Here is an 18833-nt window from a genome sequence, read left to right as displayed (position 1 = left end):
CCGACAAGTCACCGACATGTCGCCGACACCGGAACGACAGCGGAACGACAGCGCGGGCGACGGCGCGGGCGACGGGCGGTTCCACCCGTCCCGGAAAGGGCGACAGCCCGCCGATGGGGGAAGTCGGCGGGCTGTCGGTGGTGCGGCAGTGGTCGGACGGGCGTCAGTGGAAGGTGTGCTCCGCCGCGGGGAACGTGCCGCCGACGACCTCTTCGGCGTACTCCTTGGCGGCGTCGGTGAGCACCTGACGCATGTTCGCGTACTGCTTGGTGAAGCGCGGCGTCCTGCCGCCGGTCAGTCCGACCATGTCGGTGTAGACGAGCACCTGCGCGTCCGTGTCGGGTCCGGCGCCGATGCCGACGGTCGGGATGTGCAGGGTGCGGGTGACCTCGGCGGCCAGTTCGGCCGGTACGAGCTCCAGGACGACGGCGAACGCGCCCGCGTCCTGCACCGCCTTCGCGTCGCGCAGCAGCTGCTGGGCGGCTTCCTCTCCACGGCCCTGTACCCGGTAGCCCATGGCGTTGACGGACTGCGGGGTCAGGCCGATGTGGCCCATGACGGGGATCCCGGCCTCGACCAGGAGCCGGATCTGCTCGTGGGAGCGCTCGCCGCCCTCCAGCTTGACCGCGCCGACCCCGGCGTCCTTGATCAGCCGGGTGGCGTTGCGCAGGGCCTGGACCGGGCCCTCCTGGTACGCCCCGAAGGGCAGGTCGGCCACGATGAGGGCACGCCTGGTGCCCCGCACGACGGCGGCCGAGAGGATGGCCATCTCGTCCATGGTGACGGGCACGGTGGTCTCGTAGCCGAGGTGACAGTTGCCCATGGAGTCGCCGACGAGCATGACCGGGATACCGGCCTCGTCGAAGACGGACGCGGTCATCGCGTCGTAGGCGGTGAGCATGGGCCACTTCTCGCCGCGCTCACTGGCGGCGGCGATGTCGTGGACGCTGATGCGGCGGGTGCTCTTGCCTCCGTACAGGGCCTTGCCGGCACCGGGCGTGGGACCCGCGGGAGGTGTGGCGGACTGATTCTGCGCAGCCTGAAGCGACATGGCCAACGGCTCCTTCGTCATCTCGAGGCGCCCTGACGGCGTCCCCGGATCCCTTCCATGGTGGCATCCCGGAACCGCTCCCGGGAAGTGGGCCCGCTCTGCCCGCACCGCGGAAGTCGGCAAGGCCACCGTCCACCGACCGGAGGCGCCCCTGCCGGAGGGCCTCGCCGGGCGCATGATCCGGCCCTCCTCCAGGGCCTCGCGTCGAAAGCGCAGGTCACAGCTGTGGCGCAGACGACCACCCCCGTGTGATCGTTCTGTCACAAGCCTCGCATCGGCAGCCCCGGCCGGAACCCGTCGTACCGCCTCGCTCGTCCTGATGGCAGTACGGCCGTCGTCGGCGGCGAAAACGGCGTCACCCATCGCCTAGGGTCGGGTGGCGCGGTGATGTGCAGGGCAAGTCAGTGAGGACGAGCGCAATGGTGCAGGCGTACAGGACGGACACCGAGGACGCCGACGCGGGTCCGCGGACGGGATCCCGTTTCGGGGCCCTTCGTCACAGGCTGACCTCCGACCGGGGTATCTGGCGGCGGGGCATCCTCCTGGCGCTCTGCTCGGTCCTCCTGACCGTCGTGATGGTCTTCCACTCGGACATCCCGAACGCCATCGGCAACACGGGCAGCCTCATCGAGACGTTCCTGCCCTGGTTCGGCCTTCTCGTTCCGGTGCTGCTGCTCCTCGGCCTGGTCCGGCGCTCCGCGACGGCGCTGATCGCCCTCGTCCTGCCCGTCGCGGTCTGGCTCAACCTCTTCGGTGGCCTGCTGTTCGCCGACAAGTCGGGCAGCGGCGGCAACCTCACCGTCGCCACGCACAACGTCAACGCCGGCAATCCCGACCCGGCCGGCACGGCCCAGCAGGTCGCCGGTTCCGGCGCGGACATCGTGGCCCTGCAGGAACTGCCGGGCGGCCAGGTGGCGGCGTACGAGGACGCGCTCGCCGACCGCTACCCGCACCACTCGGTCCAGGGCACCGTCGGCCTGTGGAGCAAGTACCCGGTGACGGACTCCAAGCCGGTCGACATCAAGCTGGGCTGGACCCGTGCGATGCGCGCCACGGTCACGACCCCCGAGGGCCCGGTCAAGGTGTACGTCGCCCACCTCCCCTCCGTACGGGTCAAGCTGCACGCGGGCTTCACCGCCAACCAGCGGGACGACAGCGCGGACGCGCTGGGCGAGGCCATCGCCGACGAACCGCTGGGGCGGGTGGTCCTGCTCGGCGACCTGAACGGCACGATGAACGACCGCTCGCTGAACGCGGTCACCGCCCAGATGCGCTCCACCCAGGGCGCGGCGGGCGACGGCTTCGGCTTCAGCTGGCCGGCGTCCTTCCCGATGGCGCGGATCGACCAGATCATGGTGCGCGGTCTCGAGCCCCTCGCCTCCTGGACCCTCCCCGCCACGGACAGCGACCACCTCCCGATCGCGGCCCGCGTGCAATGGTGAGCGCCGCCACCGCGGCAGTTGGTACGCTCCCACCCATGTCCAGCCCCGAGTCCGACAGACTCAGGCCGCCGGTTCGCCGGTGGCCGGTCACCGACGCCGAACGCCCCTGACCCGCGCGGTCACCGGGCTTTCCCCGTCACACCGTCGACCACCGCCGGATCTCCCCCGGCGGTGCGGGCCGACTTCCATGTCCCGTGAGAACACCGGGCATTCCACCGCGTAGCCGTCCTCGCGCCCCGTGCGCGCGTGACGACGGGCGCGGCCCGCACCCCCTGCACACCGCTCGTTCCCTCCGACGGTTCCGTACAAGGGGTCCCTTTCTCATGCCATTCGCTGTCCACGTGCTCGGGCTGGCGGTCTTCGCCCAGGGCACCTCGGAGTTCATGCTGTCCGGCCTGCTCTCGGGCATCGCCGGTGACCTGCACGTCTCACTCGGCGCCGCCGGGCTGCTGACCTCGGCCTTCGCCATCGGAATGGTGGTCGGTGCGCCGCTCACCGCTCTGGCCGGCCGCACCTGGCCCCGGCGCCGGGCGCTGCTGTTCTTCCTCGGCGTCTTCGTCGCCGTCCATGTCGTCGGCGCCTTGACCTCCAGCTACGGGGTGCTGCTCGCCACCCGGGTCGTGGCGGCACTGGCCAATGCCGGTTTCTGGGCGGTGGCGCTGGTCACCGCGCTGGCCATGGTCGGTCCGCACCAGCGGGCACGGGCCACCGCCGTGGTCGTCGGCGGGGTCACCGTCGCGTGTGTGGTGGGCGTTCCGGCGGGGGCGGCGCTCGGTGAACTGTGGGGCTGGCGCGCGGCGTTCTGGGCCGTCGCCCTCGTCTCCGTACCGGCGGCGATCGCGTTTCTGGTGGCCGTGCCGGGCGGCCGGCCCGACGACGCGCCGCAGGTGAGCGCGAGGAGCGAACTGCGCGCCCTGGCCCGGCCCCGGCTGCTGTCGACGCTGCTGGTCATGGCCCTCGTACAGGGGGCGACCTTCTGTACGTTCTCCTACCTGGAACCGCTGGTCACCCGGGTCACCGGCTTCGGTGCGGGCTGGGTGCCCGTGGTGCTCGCGCTGTTCGGCGTCGGCTCGTTCGCGGGGGTCACGCTGGCCGGACGCCTGGCCGACGCCCGCCCGGACGCCGTGATCGGGCTCGGCATGACCGCGCTGGCCGCCGGCTGGGCCGCACTGGCCCTGACCGCCGGCCACCCGGTGGCGGCCCTCGCGCTCGTCCTGCTCCAGGGAGCGCTCGCCTTCGGTACGGGCACGACGCTGATCACCCGGGTCTTCCGCCTGGCCCCGGACGCCCCGACGATGGCGGGCTCCTTCGCCACGGCCGCCTTCAACGTGGGCGCCGCCGCCGGCCCCTGGCTGGGCGGCCTGGCCCTCGGCGCGGGCTTCGGCTTCCGCGCACCGGTCTGGGTGAGCGCCCTGCTGATGTGCCTGGCCCTCGTGGGGGCGGGGGCGCTGTCGGCGTCCTCTCCCACGGGGGTCGTCCGGCGGCCGGGGCGGGGCGGACCCACTGAGTGACGTGCACATCACACCCAGCCGCAACGGCATGTTCACGTCCGGGCATAAAACGTCTGAGAGACTTTGTTCCGACGGGATACATAATCCGTCCCGGCAAAGAAGCCGACGCTCCCGCACACACTCCGCTGTCACCCGGCCCCTCCACGGTCCCGGGCGGCCCCTGCCCGAAAGGTCTTCTCCATGCCCCTGGCCCTGCTCGCTCTCGCTGTGAGCGCCTTCGGCATCGGCACCACCGAGTTCGTGATGATGGGGCTGCTGCCCAACGTCGCGGACGATCTGGGAACGTCCGTGCCCACCGCCGGTTACCTCGTCTCGGCGTACGCCATCGGCGTCGTCCTCGGTGCCCCGCTGCTCACCGGCCTCGGCTCCAGGATCCCGCGCAAGCGGATGCTCCTGCTGCTGATGGCCGTCTTCACCGTCGGTAACCTCGCTTCCGCCTTCGCCCCCGACTTCGGCTGGCTGATGGCCGGCCGCTTCCTGGCCGGGCTCCCGCACGGGGCCTTCTTCGGGGTCGGTGCGGTCGTCGCCGCGCGCCTCGTGCCGGACGGGCGTCAGGCTCGCGCCGTCGCCACGATGTTCCTCGGTCTGACCGTGGCCAACATCGTCGGCGTCCCCGCCGCCACCCTGCTGGGGCAGCACCTCGGCTGGCGCGCCACCTTCATGGTGGTCGCGGTGATCGGCCTGGTCGCGATGGCGTCACTCGCCCGCCTCGTCCCGCAGATCCCCGCCGAGGCACACCAGGGCGTGCGCCGCGAGCTGAGCGCGCTCGGCAACCGGCAGGTCGTCCTCGGCCTGCTCACCGCGGTCCTCGGCTTCGCCGGTGTCTTCGCCGTCTACTCCTACCTCTCGTCCATGACGACCGAGGCGATGGGCTTCGGCGAGTCCTCGGTGACCCTTGTCCTCGCACTGTTCGGCATCGGCATGACCCTCGGCGCGCTGGCGGCGGGACCGCTGACCGACCGGGCGCTGCGCCCCACCCTCTACGGCTCGCTGGGGGCCCTGGCCGTCGTCCTCGTCGTCTTCCCCTTCACGGTGCATGTGCAGTGGGCCGCGCTGGTCATGGTGGTGCTGCTCGGCGGCGTCGGCTTCATGACCACCACGCCGCTGCAGATGCTCGTGATGAACAAGGCGAAGGACGCGCCCACGCTCGCGTCCGCGTCCAACCACTCCGCCTTCAACCTCGCCAACGCGGGCGGGGCCTGGCTCGGCGGGGTCGCCATCGCGGCGGGCTGGGGCTGGACGTCCCCGGCCCTGGTCGGCGCGGTCCTGGCCGTGGCCGGGCTCGCCGTGGCGATCACGGCGGGTGTGCTGGACCGGACCCCCGGCACCTCGCGGGTGGTGGCGTCCGGCGCCCCCGCCGAGGCGCGCGAGCAGGTGGAGGCGCGTTCCCTGTAGGGGCTACGACGGCTCCGGGCCGGCGGGGGCGCGGGAAACCGCGCCCCCGTCGGCCCGGAGCCGTGTGCGGTCCCCGCACGACTGCAGAGGGAACGAGGCGGTTTCACGCGCTGACGCGTGCGTATTCTCCTGGTGACGTGTGGGCGCGGCGACAGTGAGGACGAGGGAATGAGCGGTAACGGGGGCGGGGCGCCGTGGAATCCGTACGGAGGACAACCGCCGGTACCGGGCAGACCGCCCGTGCCGCCGACGCGCCGGCTGACCTTCGGGCGCCTCTTCAACCCGTTCGCCGTGGGCCGCGCGGTGTTCACGCCGTCCCGGCCGGACCGTGTGCACGACCCGGCAGTGAAGCGGGTGCAGGTCGTACGGACGCTCGTCGGCATGGCCGCCATCACATGGATGCTGCTGTCCTACGGGCTGGCAGCGGACGCCGACGCAGTGATGGACGACCGCTTCGCCCAGATCCGCACCACCCTCATCGTGCTGGGCGTGACCTTCCCGGTCGCCGTCGCCGCATTCATCGCGGCGGCCCGCCCACCCAACCGGCGCCTGTTCCTGCGCCGCGTCGCCAAGCCCGCCGGGGCGCTGCTCGCGCTGGTCGTCACGCTCGCCGCGCCGCGACTGATCACAGGGCTGGGCTACGTCAACGAGGAGACGGACTGGACGGCGTCACCGGGACGGGTGGTGCTGCTGTTCGCCCTGGGCGCCTGGCTGCTGTGGCTGGCCCCCTTCGCTCTCTACGGCATCGCGCAGTCGCTCGTGCACGTCTTCCGGACGGCGGACCTCCACGAGACGGTCCCACCGCTGCTCGCGACGCTCCTCGTCTGGGAGGTCACGCTCTTCGACCTGTTCCGGGGCGCCTACGACACCGTGCCGTTCGGGGTGCGGGTGGCCTTCACCCTGGGAGCCCCCCTCTCCGTCACCGCGGTGGCGATGTGGGAGCTGCGGCGGCTGCGCACGCGGCACGGCATCACCCTGCGGGGTGCGCTGCTTCGCTGAGCCGTCCAGGCGGGCCCGCGCGCTGCCGCGCCGGGACCTGTCCGCCGTGCGCGTGCGGACGGGCCCCGGCGCCACGGGTCAGCTCGACTCCCGCCAGTGGTTCGTGATCGGCAGCCGGCGGTCCTTGCCGAAGCCCTTCGGCGAGATCTTCGTGCCCGGCGGGTACTGCCGCCGCTTGTACTCCGCCGTGTCCACCATCCGCAGCGTCTTCGTCACCAGGGCGTCGTCGAATCCGGCCGCCACGATCGCGTCCCGGCCCTGGTCCCGGTCGACGTACAGCTCCAGGATGCGGTCCAGCACGTCGTAGTCCGGCAGCGAGTCCGTGTCCACCTGGTCCGGGCGCAGTTCGGCGCTCGGCGGCTTGGTGATGGAGGCCTCCGGGATCGGCGGGGTCTGCCCGCGCTCCTCGGCGGCCCGGTTGCGCCACTTCGCGAGGCGGAACACCGACGTCTTGTACACGTCCTTGATCGGCCCGTACGCGCCGACGGAGTCCCCGTAGAGCGTCGAATAGCCCACCGCCAGCTCGGACTTGTTGCCCGGGGCCAGCACGATCTGGCCCTCCTGGTTGGAGACCGCCATCAGCATCGTGCCGCGCAGCCGCGACTGGAGGTTCTCCTCGGCGAGACCGGTGAGCTCCAGCGAGCCCATGTACGCGTCGAACATCGGCTCGATCGGTACGGTGCGGAAGTTCAGCCCCGTGCGCCGGGCCAGCTCGGCCGCGTCACCCTTGGAGTGGTCCGAGGAGTACTTCGACGGCATCGAGATGCCGTACACGTGCTGAGCCCCCAGCGCGTCGCACGCGATCGCCGCGACGAGCGCCGAGTCGATGCCGCCGGAGAGCCCGATCAGGACACTCCTGAAACCGTTCTTCGCCGCGTACGCGCGCAGGCCCACGACCAGCGCCGAGTACAGCTCCTCGTCGTCGTCGAGCCGCTCCGCGTACCCTCCGGCGTACTCCGGCTCGTAGGAGGGAAGCGGTGTCTCGCCGAGGACCACGTGGTCGATCCGCAGCCCGTCGTTGACGGTCCCGGACGGCGCCTCGGCCGCGGCGGCCGGCAGGTCCAGGTCGAGGATCACGCTGCCCTCGGCGAACTGGGGTGCGCGGGCGATGACGTCGCCGTCCTTGTCGACGACGATCGAGTCCCCGTCGAAGACCAGTTCGTCCTGGCCGCCGATCATCGCGAGGTACGCCGTCGTGCAGCCGGCCTCCTGAGCCCGCTTGCGGACCAGCTCCAGCCTGGTGTCGTCCTTGTCCCGCTCGTACGGGGAGGCGTTGATCGACAGCAGCAGTCCGGCCCCCGCGGCGCGCGCGGCCGGGACGCGGCCGCCGTCCTGCCACAGGTCCTCGCAGATCGCGAGCGCCACATCGATGCCGTGCACCCGCACGACGGGCATCGAGTCGCCCGGCACGAAGTACCGGAACTCGTCGAAGACGCCGTAGTTGGGCAGGTGGTGCTTGGCGAAGTTCAGCGCGATCTGCCCGCGGTGCAGCACCGCGGCGGCGTTGCGCGGGGACCCCGAGGGCTGTCCGTAGCGCGGCGCGGCGTGCTCGGAGCGGTCGAGATAGCCGACGACGACCGGCAGTTCCCCGAAGCCCTCGTCGGCGAGGCGGGCGGCGAGCGCGCGCAGCGCGGTCCGCGAGGCCTCGACGAAGGACGAGCGCAGGGCCAGGTCCTCGACGGGATACCCGGTCAGCACCATCTCGGGGAACGCCACCAGGTGGGCACCCTGCTCCGCGGCGTGCCGGGTCCAGTGGACGATCGACTCGGAGTTGCCGGCCAGGTCACCGACGGTCGCGTCGATCTGATTGAGTGCGAGACGTAGTTGAGGCACGAGGCCAGTGTAATCGTCTGACTGACGCGATGTCCTGGCGTGTCCCCGTCCGGAAGCGGCGGCCCGCCCCGGACGGAGTCGAACGGCGTGCCCGGCCCCGTAGGGGGTCAGGCGCGTGAGTAGACCTTCTCCGCCCAGCCGGCGACCTGCTCGTCCGAGAGGTGCAGCGCAAGATCGGCCTCGCTGATCATGCCGATCAGCTTCTTGTCCTCGACCACCGGGAGCCGGCGGATCCGGTGGCTCTGCATCTCCTCCAGCACCGCGTCGACATCAGCCGTCGACTCGATCCAGCGCGGGGTGCCGTCGCAGAGCTCGCCCGCCGTCATCTGCGACGGATCGCGCCCCGACGCCACACACTTGATCACGATGTCGCGGTCGGTGATGATCCCGACCATCCGGTCCTGCTCGCCGTTGGCGGAGACGGGAAGCGCCCCCACCTTGTGGTCCCGCATCATCTGAGCGGCGCGGTCGAGTGTCTCGTGGGCGGGGATCCAGTGGGCCCCGGTGTGCATGATGTCCTTGGCCGTGGTCATGGGGTTGCCTCCTGCGTGCCGGTGGGCACTGCTGTACGGCCCCGAGTCCTTCCATCGTCGGGGGCCCGCCCGGCGTACGCGACTGCTGTCACCCGTTCGGGCGTACCGGGGCGGTCCCGCGCTCAGGTACGGGGCGTGGCGCCCCGTGCCGCGAGCATGTCCGCCATCAGGTCCAGCTCGGACTGCTGTGCCTCGACCATGCCCTGGGCGAGGCGCTTCTCCACGGGCACGGTGCACCGCTCGGCGCAGCCGCGGGCCATCGCGACGCCGCCCTCGTGGTGGTCGGTCATCAGCTGCAGGAAGAGGATCTCGGCCTGCTTGCCACGGGCCTCAGCCAGCCGCTCCAGCTCCGCCCTGGTCGCCATGCCGGGCATGAGGGCCCCGTCGTGGTCCATGCCCTCCATGCCGTGCATGGCGTGGCCGCTGTGGCCGCCGCCTTGCATCCAGGCCATCGGGCCCTGCCCGTCGGGCGCCGTCTTCGGCAGCTCCCAGAGATCCAGCCAGCCGAGCAGCATGCCCCGCTGGTTGGCCTGCGTGTTGGCGATGTCGTACGCGAGACGCCGCACATCCTCGTCCCGCGTCCCGTCCCGCACGATGAACGACATCTCCACGGCCTGTTGATGGTGGACGGCCATGTCCCGGGCGAAGCCCGCGTCCGCCGACCCGGCGGCAGGCGTACGGGGGCCGGGCGCGGCCCCGTCGTCCCGTGCGGCGGCGACCGTCGCCGCACCGGCGAACAGCAGGGCGAGGGCCACGGCGGAGCCCGCCACCCACCGTGTGCGGCGGTCGAGGGCGGGGCTCACCCGTCGACCCCGCCGGTGCAGGGCGCGCCCGGCTCGGGTGTCTGCGCGCCCTGGACGTACTTCGCGAAGAACCGGGCCACCCGCGGGTCGTCCGCGCCGTCCACGGTGACCTGCTTGCCCCAGGCGCTCAGCATGATCGCCCCGGCCTGGCCCTCGTACGGGGACATCAGGGAGAACGGGGTGCTCCTGACCCGGGAGGAGAGCGCGTCGACATCGGAGCCGGTCGCCTTGTCGTTGTACGTCACCCAGACCGCGCCGTGCTCCAGGGCGTGCACGGCGTTGACGTCCCGGACGGCCTTCTCGTATACGACGCCGTCGCAGTTCAGCCAGGCCGGATTGTGGTCCCCGCCGACGGGCGGCCGCATGGGGTACTTCACATCGGTCTCGACGTGCTTGCGGGTCAGCAGCTTCGCGTCCCACGTCTTCTCGCCCGCGATCGGCTCGGCGGCGAGCCCCTTCTTCTCCTGCTCGGTCTGCTTGGAGTCCTGGGCCAGGCCGGCCTGCCCGCCCTCGGTCCTCTCCTTCGCCTCGGACTTCTCCAGGAGCATGTACGAGCCGAAACCCAGCAGGCCGGCGACCACGACGGCGCTCAGGCCTATGGCGACGACCCGGTTGCGGCGGTCGCGCGCACGGTCGGCGTTGCGCATCTGCTCTGTGCGGGTCCTGCGGTCGAAGCTCATGACGTCGGGTCCTTCTGCCAAGGGGTCGGGAGGGACGGGAGCGGAGCGGAAAACCTGGGCGCGGAGGACCGTGGCCGAGCGGCTGCGGCCCTTGCACACCATGGGCGCCGATCGTAGTGGGTGGCCGCGTGCTGTCTCTCACACCGTGTGCGTAATCTGGGTGAAATCCCGGGTCGTGATACTGAGGTGTCTCCCCTACCCCGGGCGGTGGTGCACGGACCGTCTGAACTGCAAGGATGTGGCTATGGACAAGCAGCAGGAATTCGTCCTCAGGACCCTTGAGGAGCGCGACATCCGCTTCGTACGGCTGTGGTTCACCGATGTTCTCGGTTACCTCAAGTCCGTCGCCGTGGCCCCGGCCGAGCTCGAACAGGCCTTTGACGAGGGCATCGGTTTCGACGGCTCCGCGATCGAGGGCTTCGCCCGTGTATACGAATCGGACATGATCGCCAAGCCGGACCCCGGCACGTTCCAGATCCTTCCGTGGCGCGCGGAGGCCCCGGGGACGGCGCGGATGTTCTGCGACATCCTGATGCCGGACGGCTCGCCCTCCTTCGCGGACCCGCGCTTCGTCCTCAAGCGCATCCTCGCGAAGACCTCCGACCTGGGCTTCACCTTCTACACCCACCCGGAGATCGAGTTCTTCCTGCTGAAGAACAAGCCGGTCGACGGCAGCCGCCCCACCCCGGCCGACAGCTCCGGCTACTTCGACCACACCCCGCAGAACGTCGGCATGGACTTCCGCCGCCAGGCGATCACCATGCTCGAATCGATGGGTATCTCCGTCGAGTTCAGCCACCACGAGGGCGCCCCCGGCCAGCAGGAGATCGACCTGCGCTACGCCGACGCGCTCTCCACCGCCGACAACATCATGACCTTCCGCCTGGTCATGAAGCAGGTCGCGCTGGAGCAGGGTGTGCAGGCCACCTTCATGCCGAAGCCGTTCTCGGAGTACCCGGGCTCGGGCATGCACACCCACCTCTCCCTCTTCGAGGGCGACCGCAACGCCTTCTACGAGTCGGGCGCCGAGTACCAGCTGTCGAAGGTGGGCCGCTCCTTCATCGCGGGCCTGCTCAAGCACGCCGCCGAGATCTCCGCCGTGACCAACCAGTGGGTCAACTCGTACAAGCGCATCTGGGGCGGCTCCAGCCGCTCCGCCGGTGCCGGCGGCGAGGCCCCCTCGTACATCTGCTGGGGCCACAACAACCGCTCCGCGCTGATCCGCGTCCCGATGTACAAGCCCGGCAAGACCGGCTCGGCCCGCGTCGAGGTCCGCTCCATCGACTCCGGCGCCAACCCCTACCTGACGTACGCGGTGCTGCTCGCCGCGGGTCTCAAGGGCATCGAGGAGGGCTACGAGCTCCCGGCCGGCGCCGACGACGACGTCTGGGCGCTCTCCGACTCGGAACGCCGCGCGATGGGCATCGAGCCGCTGCCGCAGAACCTGGGCGAGGCGATCTCGCTGATGGAGAAGAGCGAACTGGTCGCCGAGACGCTGGGCGAGCACGTCTTCGACTTCTTCCTGCGCAACAAGAAGCAGGAATGGGAGGAGTACCGCAGCGAGGTCACGGCCTTCGAGCTGAAGAACCTGCTGCCGGTGCTGTAATCCCTGCACGCGATCTCGGGCCGACGGTGCGACACCGTCGGCCCGAGGCCGTTTCGTCCGCGAGGGGCCGTCCGGTGTCAGTCGCGCCGTGCCGTCCGGGCGTCGCCCTGCGCCGCATCGGGCGCGTGCGCCTGCGCGGTGTGGACTTCCGGCGGTGTGCTGCGGCGGGCGCCGACGGACGGGGCGAGGAAGACCGCCACGGCGACGAAGCCCAGGACGAGGATCATGGCGGAGCGCAGCCCGTAGTGGTCGCCGAGGAAGCCGAGCCCGGGTGGGCCGACGAGGAACGCGACGTAGCCGATCATCGCCACCAGGCTGACGCGGGCCGCCGAATCGGGGCCCGAGTCGCCGGCCGCGGACAGGGCGACGGGGAAGCCCAGCGAGGCCCCCAGGCCCCAGAAGAGCACCGCGGCACCGGCGACGACGGGGGAGTCGGAGAAGATGACCAGGGCCAGGCCGGCGGCCGCCGACAGCGCGCTGGCCCGGACGACCGGGGCGCGGCCGAAGCGGTCGATGAAGAAGCCGCCGCCGAAGCGGCCGATCGTCATGGCGGCGGCGAAGCCCGCGTAGACCGCTGATCCCAGGGCGGGGTCCACGCCGTGGCCGTCGACCATGAGCAGCGGCAGCCAGTCGTTGGCGGCGCCCTCCGCCAGTGCCATGGCGAGGATGACGCCGCCGATCAGCAGGAGCCGCCTGTCCTTCCACACGGCCGCACGGGCCGGCGCCGTGCCGCCCCCGGCCGACCGGGCGCCCTTGGTCCTGCCGACGCCGGCGGGGATGGCGCGGACGGCGTACACGAACATGCCGGCCGTGACGGCGGCCACGGCGGTCAGATGCCACTGCACCGGGAACTCGACGGCGGTGCACAGGATGCCGACCGCGGCGCCCACGACCGTGCCGAGGCTGAAGAAGCCGTGCAGGGTGGGCAGCACCGTCCGGCCGATGAGCTGCTCGACCTCGGCGCCGTCGATGTTGACCGCGACCTCTCCACCGCCCATTCCGGCGCCGAAGAGGAACAGCCCGGCCGTGACGGTGGGTGCCGAGGTGAGCAGGGTCCCGCAGCCGATGACCACGATGCTGACGACGACCAGCGTCGTCCCCACGCCCATGACCGGCCGGGTGCCGAACCGTGCCACCAACGCCCCGGAGCCGAGGACGCCGAGCATGGAGCCGACGGACAGACCGAACAGGATGAGCCCCATCTGGGCCGTGGAAGCGCCGAGTTGGTCCCTGATGTCGGGCGTCCGCGTCACCCAGGAGGAGACCGCCAAGCCGGGTATCAGGAAGAAGAGGAACAACGCCGTCCGGCGGCGACGGGTGGCCAGGTCCATCAGATACGTCTTTCACGAGAACGGCGCGCGAGCGCGAGTATGTACGAACGTACACTTCTGTGCGGGGCAGAGGAAGTGGCCCCGGCGCGCGGCGAACGAACGGGACGCGGGAGCCGGTGGAAGGAGGCTTCCGGTAGTGTGACGCGTCCCGAGACCGGGACCGACCCAGGAGGTGAGACCCATTACCGCTTCAGCAGGCTGGGCGCTCACCCCTCGCCGTCGCGTGGCCGACCGGGCCTGAGCGAGCGCGGAGCGCCCATCGGTTCATCCGAAAGGCTCCGCCCCATGCAGGAATTCGCCCCGTCGCTCACCTTCTCCACCCTCGTCACCACGCTCCGTGCCGCCGGCTGTGTCTTCGCCGAGGACGAAGCGGAACTCCTCCTCTCCACGGCGTCCGGCCCCGCCGGACTCGCCGCCATGCTGGAACGCCGGGTAGCCGGTCTGCCGCTTGAACACGTGCTCGGCTGGGCCGAGTTCTGCGGGCTGCGGATCTCCGTGGGCCCCGGGGTGTTCGTGCCCCGGCGGCGTACCGAATTCCTCGTCGCGCAGGCCGTGGCACTCGCGCGGGCCGCAGCACTCGCACCGGCCCCGGCGGTCGTGGTCGACCTCTGCTGCGGTTCCGGGGCGCTGGGTACGGCGCTGGCCTCGTCGCTGGACGGTGTCGAACTCCATGCCGCCGACGTCGAACCCGCCGCCGTGCGCTGTGCCCGGCGCAATGTCGGCGGACTCGGGACGGTCTACGAGGGCGACCTCTTCGCGCCCCTGCCCCGTTCCCTGCGCGGGCGGGTCGACGTCCTGCTCGCCAACGTGCCGTACGTACCGACCGAGGACGTCGAGCTGCTGCCCGCCGAGGCGCGCGTCCACGAGCCGCGCGTCGCGCTCGACGGAGGCGGCGACGGCCTCGACGTGCTGCGGCGCGTCGTCGCCGAGGCGACCGACTGGCTGGCCCCGGGCGGCAGTCTGCTGGTCGAGACGAGCGAACGGCAGGCCGCGCGCGCCGAGGAGACGGTGGGGAGCCGTGGGCTCGTCGCGCGCGTCGTCGTCTCCGAGGAGCTGTACGCCACCGTCGTCATCGGGACCAGGCCCCGGTAGCCAGGGTGCGCGGCTCCGGCTCAGGCGAAGCGCCAGCGCGTCTGGCCGTACGGGTCGCCCTTGGCGAAGCCGAAGGCCGTGCGGGGGGTCACCGCGAAGACCTCCGCACGGCCGCCCGCGCCGTTGGAGAACATCCCGTCCGTGACGCCGAAGTGCCACTCGGCGCCGTACTTCGCCTCCCAGGCCTCGGCCAGCGGGATCAGCCGCCGTTCGTCCGTCACCCGGGCGGCCCGGCCCTCGACCACCACGTCGAACCCCTCGCGCAGCGTGTTGGCGCCGGTGGTCAGGACGACCTCCGGGTTGGCGGCCAGATTGCGGGCCTTGCGTTCCGAGGGCCCCGTGCAGAAGTGCAGCGCGCCGTCCGACCAGAGGCCGATCAGCGGGGTGACGTGCGGGCGGCCGTCGGGGCGGACCGTGGACAGCCAGTACAGCTCGGCGCCCTCCAGCAGCGCGACGGCCTCCGCCCACGGACGGGCGGTGGCGTCCTCGCCGCTGTAGTGCGGGTCGAGCGCGGTCTCGGGAGCGGCGGTGTCCTTCTCCGGCATGGCGGGCCTCCAGTGGTGGTTGCGCGGCGTGCGTGGCCTCGTGTCGATCGTCCTCGCGAAGTACGGACTCCGCCCCCGCACCGGATTCATCGGTCCGGGACTAGGCTCGGGGGGCGGACAGGTGTGATCGGCGGGCAGGAGACTCAGGATGACCACGGTGCCGGGACGCAGGAGCAGTACGTTCACCCGCCTGCTGCGGCACGGTTTCACCGACCCGTCCGCCGCCGAACGGCTGCTGGACCTGCCCGAGCTCTCCTCCGTACGCGCCGATCCCGTCCTCTTCGAGGCCCTCGGAGCGACAGCGGACCCCGATCTGGCGCTGCACAGCCTCGTACGGCTCGTCGAGGCCCAGGAGACCGAGGAGCGGCAGGTCCTGCTGGACACGCTCATCACGGCCAAGCCGCTGCGTGACCGGCTCCTCGGGGCCCTCGGGGCCTCCGAGGCGCTCGGGGACCACCTGGCGCGGCATCCGCGCGACTGGCACGCGCTGGTCACGTACGAGGCCACCGATCTGCACCCCGGGGTCGCCGAGTTCGAGCGCATGCTCGGCGACGCCGTCGACCCGGACTCGCTGCGGGTCGCCTACCGCAGGTCGCTGCTGTCGATAGCGGCCCGTGACGTGTGCGGGACGACCGATGTCGCCCAGGTCGCCGCCGAGCTCGCCGACCTCGCGACGGCCACCCTGCGGGCGGCGCTCGACATCGCCCGCGCCGCCGCGCCCTCCGACGCGGCACAGTGCCGGATCGCCGTCATCGCGATGGGCAAGTGCGGCGGACACGAGCTGAACTACGTGTCCGACGTCGACGTGATCTTCGTGGGCGAGCCCATCCAGGGCGCGGAGGAGAGCGGTGCCCTGCAGGCCGCCACCCGGCTCGCCGCCCACCTGATGCGGATCTGCTCCGACACCACCGTCGAGGGCACCATCTGGCCCGTCGACGCCAACCTCCGTCCCGAGGGCCGCAACGGGCCGCTGGTACGGACCCTGTCCTCGCACCTCGCCTACTACCAGCGCTGGGCCAAGACCTGGGAGTTCCAGGCCCTGCTCAAGGCCCGGCCGGTCGCCGGGGACCCCGAGCTGGGCGCGGAGTACGTCGAGGCCGTGTCGCCGCTGGTGTGGCAGGCCGCCGACCGGGAGAACTTCGTCGGCGACGTACAGAAGATGCGCCGCCGCGTCGTCGACAACATCCCCGTCGACCGTGTCGACCGCGAACTCAAGCTCGGCCCCGGTGGGCTCCGGGACGTCGAGTTCGCCGTGCAGCTGCTCCAGCTCGTCCACGGCCGCAGCGACAGCTCCCTGCGCTCCGGCTCCACGCTGGAGGCCCTGCGGGCCCTCGCCGACGGCGGATACGTCGGGCGGGCGGACGCCGCGCAGCTGGACGAGGCGTACCGCTTCCTGCGGGCCATGGAGCACCGCATCCAGCTCTACCGCCTGCGCCGCACCCACCTGGTCCCCGAGGGCGAGGCCGACCTGCGCAGGCTCGGGCGTTCCCTCGGGCTGCGTACGGACCCGGTCACCGAGCTCAACAGGGCGTGGCGCCGGCACGCCTCCGTCGTACGGCGGCTGCACGAGAAGCTCTTCTACCGCCCGCTCCTGGACGCCGTCGCCCAGCTGGCGCCCGGCGAGAGCCGGCTCAGCGCCAAGGCCGCCGTCGTCCGGCTGGAGGCCCTCGGCTACGCCGATCCCACCGCCGCCCTGCGGCATCTGGAGGCCCTCTCGTCGGGTGTCTCCCGCAAGGCCGCGATCCAGCGCACGCTGCTGCCGGTGCTGCTCGGCTGGTTCGCGGACTCCGCCGATCCGGACGCCGGGCTCCTCGGCTTCCGCCAGGTGTCCGACGCGCTCGGCAAGACCCCGTGGTACCTGCGGCTCCTGCGCGACGAGGGCGCCGCGGCCGAGAACCTCGCCCGGGTCCTGTCCGCCGGCCGGCTCGCCCCCGACCTGCTGATGCGCGCCCCGGAGGCCGTCGCCATCCTCGGCGACCCGGAAGGGCTGAGGCCGCGTAGCCGGGACCACCTGGAGCAGGAGATCCTGGCCGCCGTCGGCCGCGCCCCGAGGGCCGAGGCGGCCGTCGCGGTGGCGCGCGGGGTGCGGCGGCGGGAACTGTTCCGTACGACGGCGGCCGACCTCATCGGCTCGTACGGCACCGAGGACAACCCGGCGGAGACGGACCCGGGCGCCCTCGTCGACCGGGTGGGCTCCGCGGTCACCGACCTGAACGCCGCCACCCTGTCCGGGGCGCTGCGCGCCGCCGTACGCGAGCGGTGGGGTGACACCCTGCCGACCCGGTTCGCCGTCATCGGCATGGGCCGCTTCGGCGGGCACGAGCTGGGTTACGGCTCGGACGCCGACGTCCTGTTCGTGCACCGGCCCCGGGAAGGGGTCAGCGACGAGGAGGCCGCACGGGCCGCGAACACCGTCGTCGCGGAGATGCGCCGGCTCCTGGAGCTGCCGACCGCCGACCCGCCGCTCCTCATCGACGCCGACCTGCGGCCGGAGGGGAAGACCGGGCCCCTGGCGCGCACCCTGAAGTCGTACGAGGCCTACTACCGGCGCTGGGGGCTGGTCTGGGAGAGCCAGGCGCTGCTGCGCGCCGATCCGGTGGCCGGGGACGAGGAGCTGGGCCGCGCCTTCGTCGAGCTCGTCGACCCGCTGCGGTACCCGGTGGAAGGGCTGGGTGACGACGCGGTCCGGGAGATCCGGCGGCTCAAGGCGCGGATGGAGTCCGAACGCATGCCGCGTGGGGCCGACCCGACGCTCCACACCAAGCTGGGGCGCGGCGGGCTGAGCGACGTCGAGTGGACGGTGCAGCTGATCCAGATGCAGCACGGCTGGGCCGAACCCGGACTGCGGACCCCGCGTACGCGACAGGCGCTGGCGGCGGCGTGCGCGGCCGAGCTGATCCCGGCGGAGGACGCGCAGACGCTGGACGAGGCGTGGGTCCTGGCATCGAGGGTGCGTAACGCGGTGATGCTGGTGCGGGGGCGGCCGGGGGACACGTTCCCCTCGAACCCGCGCGAGCTGACGGCGGTGGGGCGCTACCTGGGCTACGAGCCCGGGCACGTGGGGGACATGCTGGAGGACTACCGGCGGCTCACCCGGCGGGCCCGGGCGGTGGTGGAGGAGCGGTTCTACGGCGCCGCGGGCTGAGTCCGCCGGTCTCCGGTCCCGTCGCCGCCCGGGGCGGTGCCGGGACGCCGTACCTGTTTCGGCAGGCGGTGCGGCAGCGTCCCGTACCAGGCGCAGGAGATCGCCGCTCCGAACGCCAGGCAGGCCGCACCGCCCACCGCGTCCAGCCAGAAGTGGTTCGCCGTCGCCACGATCACGACCAGCGTGGCCACGGGGTACAGCACGCCCAGGATCCGCGCCCAGGGGGCGCTGGCCAGCGCGCAGATGGTCAGACCGCACCACAGGGACCAGCCGATGTGCATGGACGGCATCGCCGCGTACTGGTTCGACATGTGCTTGAAGTTGCCCGAGGCCATCGAGCCCCAGGTCTGGTGCAGCAGCACCGTGTCGATGAAGCCGCCGCCGGTCATCAGCCGGGGCGGTGCCAGCGGGAAGACGTAATAGCCGAGCAGCGCGACCGCCGTGGTGGCGAAGAGGACCAGGCGGGTGGCCGCGTAGCGGCCCGGATGGCGGCGGAACAGCCAGATCAGCACACCGATGGTCACGACGAAATGCAGAGTCGCGTAGTAGTAGTTCATCGACACGATCAGCCATGTCACCGAATTGACGGCCCGGTTGACCGACTCCTCGAAGGCGAGCCCCACGGTGTGCTCGAGGGACCAGATCCAGTCGGCGTTCCGCAGGGCCGCGGCCTTCTGCTCGGGCACGGCGTTGCGCACCAGCGAGTAGAGCCAGTAACTGACCGCGATCAGCAGGATCTCGAACCAGAGACGCGGGCGGCGCGGGGCGCGCAGCGAGCGGAGGGAGAAGGAAGTGCGCATACGTGACGGGAGGATCGCTCTCGTGGAACCGGACGTTTTCGTTCCGTCCATGGCCGGTGACGGGGTG

Annotated in this window: 15 protein-coding genes; 7 read left to right on the top strand and 8 right to left on the bottom strand. The window is 71.9% G+C overall.

Annotation, left to right across the window (positions count from 1 at the left end; translation table 11 throughout):
- Positions 1-163: 163 nt before the first annotated feature.
- Positions 164-1051 (bottom strand): 3-methyl-2-oxobutanoate hydroxymethyltransferase, encoded by an 888-nt coding sequence (panB, locus tag ACFYQ5_RS16500; protein ID WP_389198003.1) that lies wholly within the window; start codon positions 1049-1051, stop codon positions 164-166.
- A gap of 419 nt (positions 1052-1470) precedes the next feature.
- Between panB and ACFYQ5_RS16495 the strand changes: the two genes are divergently transcribed.
- The 4 genes from ACFYQ5_RS16495 (at position 1471) to ACFYQ5_RS16480 (ending at position 6398) form a co-directional block, all read left to right on the top strand.
- Entirely contained in the window at positions 1471-2493 is a 1023-nt protein-coding gene (locus ACFYQ5_RS16495; protein ID WP_389198002.1) for an endonuclease/exonuclease/phosphatase family protein, read from the top strand.
- 323 nt (positions 2494-2816) lie between these two features.
- A complete protein-coding gene (locus ACFYQ5_RS16490; RefSeq protein WP_389198001.1) occupies positions 2817-4004 on the top strand; it encodes a Cmx/CmrA family chloramphenicol efflux MFS transporter in 1188 nt (395 codons plus the stop codon).
- Positions 4005-4184: 180 nt separating this feature from the next.
- Positions 4185-5399, top strand: a complete 1215-nt coding sequence (locus ACFYQ5_RS16485; RefSeq protein WP_389198000.1) for an MFS transporter — start codon at positions 4185-4187, stop codon at positions 5397-5399.
- Between the two features lie 168 nt (positions 5400-5567).
- Complete coding sequence (locus ACFYQ5_RS16480) at positions 5568-6398, top strand: hypothetical protein (protein ID WP_389197999.1); 831 nt, start codon at positions 5568-5570, stop codon at positions 6396-6398.
- Between the two features lie 78 nt (positions 6399-6476).
- Here the strand turns inward: ACFYQ5_RS16480 and ACFYQ5_RS16475 are convergent, their stop codons facing one another.
- The 4 genes from ACFYQ5_RS16475 to ACFYQ5_RS16460 all read right to left on the bottom strand — a co-directional run bounded on the left by ACFYQ5_RS16475 (position 6477) and on the right by ACFYQ5_RS16460 (position 10247).
- The gene (locus tag ACFYQ5_RS16475) at positions 6477-8231 is read right to left on the bottom strand and encodes an NAD+ synthase (RefSeq protein WP_389197998.1); all 1755 of its coding nucleotides are present in this window, start codon (positions 8229-8231) and stop codon (positions 6477-6479) included.
- A 107-nt stretch (positions 8232-8338) separates the two neighbouring features.
- Positions 8339-8764: a CBS domain-containing protein gene (locus tag ACFYQ5_RS16470; protein ID WP_389197997.1), complete on the bottom strand. Its 426-nt coding sequence runs from the start codon at positions 8762-8764 to the stop codon at positions 8339-8341.
- A 122-nt stretch (positions 8765-8886) separates the two neighbouring features.
- On the bottom strand, positions 8887-9567 hold the full coding sequence (locus tag ACFYQ5_RS16465; protein WP_389197996.1) for a DUF305 domain-containing protein: 681 nt from the start codon (positions 9565-9567) through the stop codon (positions 8887-8889).
- Positions 9564-10247 carry a DUF3105 domain-containing protein gene (locus ACFYQ5_RS16460; protein WP_389197995.1) on the bottom strand — a complete coding sequence of 228 codons (684 nt, stop codon included), beginning with the start codon at positions 10245-10247 and terminating at the stop codon, positions 9564-9566. Before ACFYQ5_RS16460 ends, ACFYQ5_RS16465 begins: the two co-directional genes overlap by 4 nt.
- A 244-nt stretch (positions 10248-10491) precedes the next feature.
- On the opposite strand from ACFYQ5_RS16460, the gene glnA reads away from it, so the two are divergent.
- Entirely contained in the window at positions 10492-11853 is a 1362-nt protein-coding gene (glnA, locus tag ACFYQ5_RS16455) for a type I glutamate--ammonia ligase (RefSeq protein ID WP_014156604.1), read from the top strand.
- 77 nt (positions 11854-11930) lie between these two features.
- On the opposite strand, the gene ACFYQ5_RS16450 is transcribed toward glnA, so the two are convergent.
- The gene (locus ACFYQ5_RS16450) at positions 11931-13184 is read right to left on the bottom strand and encodes an MFS transporter (protein WP_389197994.1); all 1254 of its coding nucleotides are present in this window, start codon (positions 13182-13184) and stop codon (positions 11931-11933) included.
- 285 nt (positions 13185-13469) lie between these two features.
- Here ACFYQ5_RS16450 and ACFYQ5_RS16445 point away from each other — a divergent pair, with 285 nt between their 5' ends.
- Positions 13470-14276 (top strand): putative protein N(5)-glutamine methyltransferase, encoded by an 807-nt coding sequence (locus ACFYQ5_RS16445; protein WP_389197993.1) that lies wholly within the window; start codon positions 13470-13472, stop codon positions 14274-14276.
- Positions 14277-14296: 20 nt separating this feature from the next.
- On the opposite strand, the gene ACFYQ5_RS16440 is transcribed toward ACFYQ5_RS16445, so the two are convergent.
- Positions 14297-14821, bottom strand: coding sequence for a pyridoxamine 5'-phosphate oxidase family protein (locus ACFYQ5_RS16440; protein WP_389197992.1), 525 nt, complete (start codon positions 14819-14821; stop codon positions 14297-14299).
- A gap of 148 nt (positions 14822-14969) precedes the next feature.
- Here ACFYQ5_RS16440 and ACFYQ5_RS16435 point away from each other — a divergent pair, with 148 nt between their 5' ends.
- Positions 14970-17966 (top strand): bifunctional [glutamine synthetase] adenylyltransferase/[glutamine synthetase]-adenylyl-L-tyrosine phosphorylase, encoded by a 2997-nt coding sequence (locus tag ACFYQ5_RS16435; RefSeq protein WP_389197991.1) that lies wholly within the window; start codon positions 14970-14972, stop codon positions 17964-17966.
- Here ACFYQ5_RS16435 and ACFYQ5_RS16430 read toward each other — a convergent pair.
- Positions 17948-18766: a phosphatase PAP2 family protein gene (locus tag ACFYQ5_RS16430; RefSeq protein WP_389197990.1), complete on the bottom strand. Its 819-nt coding sequence runs from the start codon at positions 18764-18766 to the stop codon at positions 17948-17950. The genes ACFYQ5_RS16435 and ACFYQ5_RS16430 overlap by 19 nt on opposite strands.
- Positions 18767-18833 lie beyond the last annotated feature (67 nt).

The organism is Streptomyces sp. NPDC005794, from assembly GCF_042871445.1.
Taxonomy (GTDB): domain Bacteria; phylum Actinomycetota; class Actinomycetes; order Streptomycetales; family Streptomycetaceae; genus Streptomyces.
The sequence above is the reverse complement of the archived record's forward strand: the minus strand, read 5'-3'. Positions and strand labels throughout refer to the sequence as shown.

Bases quoted from the DNA above. Each gene is read 5' to 3' on its own strand.
- panB (WP_389198003.1), bottom strand. From the start codon at position 1,051: ATGTCGCTTCAGGCTGCGCAGAATCAGTCCGCCACACCTCCCGCGGGT.
- ACFYQ5_RS16495 (WP_389198002.1), top strand. From the start codon at position 1,471: ATGGTGCAGGCGTACAGGACGGACACCGAGGACGCCGACGCGGGTCCG.
- ACFYQ5_RS16490 (WP_389198001.1), top strand. From the start codon at position 2,817: ATGCCATTCGCTGTCCACGTGCTCGGGCTGGCGGTCTTCGCCCAGGGC.
- ACFYQ5_RS16485 (WP_389198000.1), top strand. From the start codon at position 4,185: ATGCCCCTGGCCCTGCTCGCTCTCGCTGTGAGCGCCTTCGGCATCGGC.
- ACFYQ5_RS16480 (WP_389197999.1), top strand. From the start codon at position 5,568: ATGAGCGGTAACGGGGGCGGGGCGCCGTGGAATCCGTACGGAGGACAA.
- ACFYQ5_RS16470 (WP_389197997.1), bottom strand. From the start codon at position 8,764: ATGACCACGGCCAAGGACATCATGCACACCGGGGCCCACTGGATCCCC.
- ACFYQ5_RS16460 (WP_389197995.1), bottom strand. From the start codon at position 10,247: ATGAGCTTCGACCGCAGGACCCGCACAGAGCAGATGCGCAACGCCGAC.
- glnA (WP_014156604.1), top strand. From the start codon at position 10,492: ATGGACAAGCAGCAGGAATTCGTCCTCAGGACCCTTGAGGAGCGCGAC.
- ACFYQ5_RS16450 (WP_389197994.1), bottom strand. From the start codon at position 13,184: ATGGACCTGGCCACCCGTCGCCGCCGGACGGCGTTGTTCCTCTTCTTC.
- ACFYQ5_RS16445 (WP_389197993.1), top strand. From the start codon at position 13,470: ATGCAGGAATTCGCCCCGTCGCTCACCTTCTCCACCCTCGTCACCACG.
- ACFYQ5_RS16440 (WP_389197992.1), bottom strand. From the start codon at position 14,821: ATGCCGGAGAAGGACACCGCCGCTCCCGAGACCGCGCTCGACCCGCAC.
- ACFYQ5_RS16435 (WP_389197991.1), top strand. From the start codon at position 14,970: ATGACCACGGTGCCGGGACGCAGGAGCAGTACGTTCACCCGCCTGCTG.
- ACFYQ5_RS16430 (WP_389197990.1), bottom strand. From the start codon at position 18,766: ATGCGCACTTCCTTCTCCCTCCGCTCGCTGCGCGCCCCGCGCCGCCCG.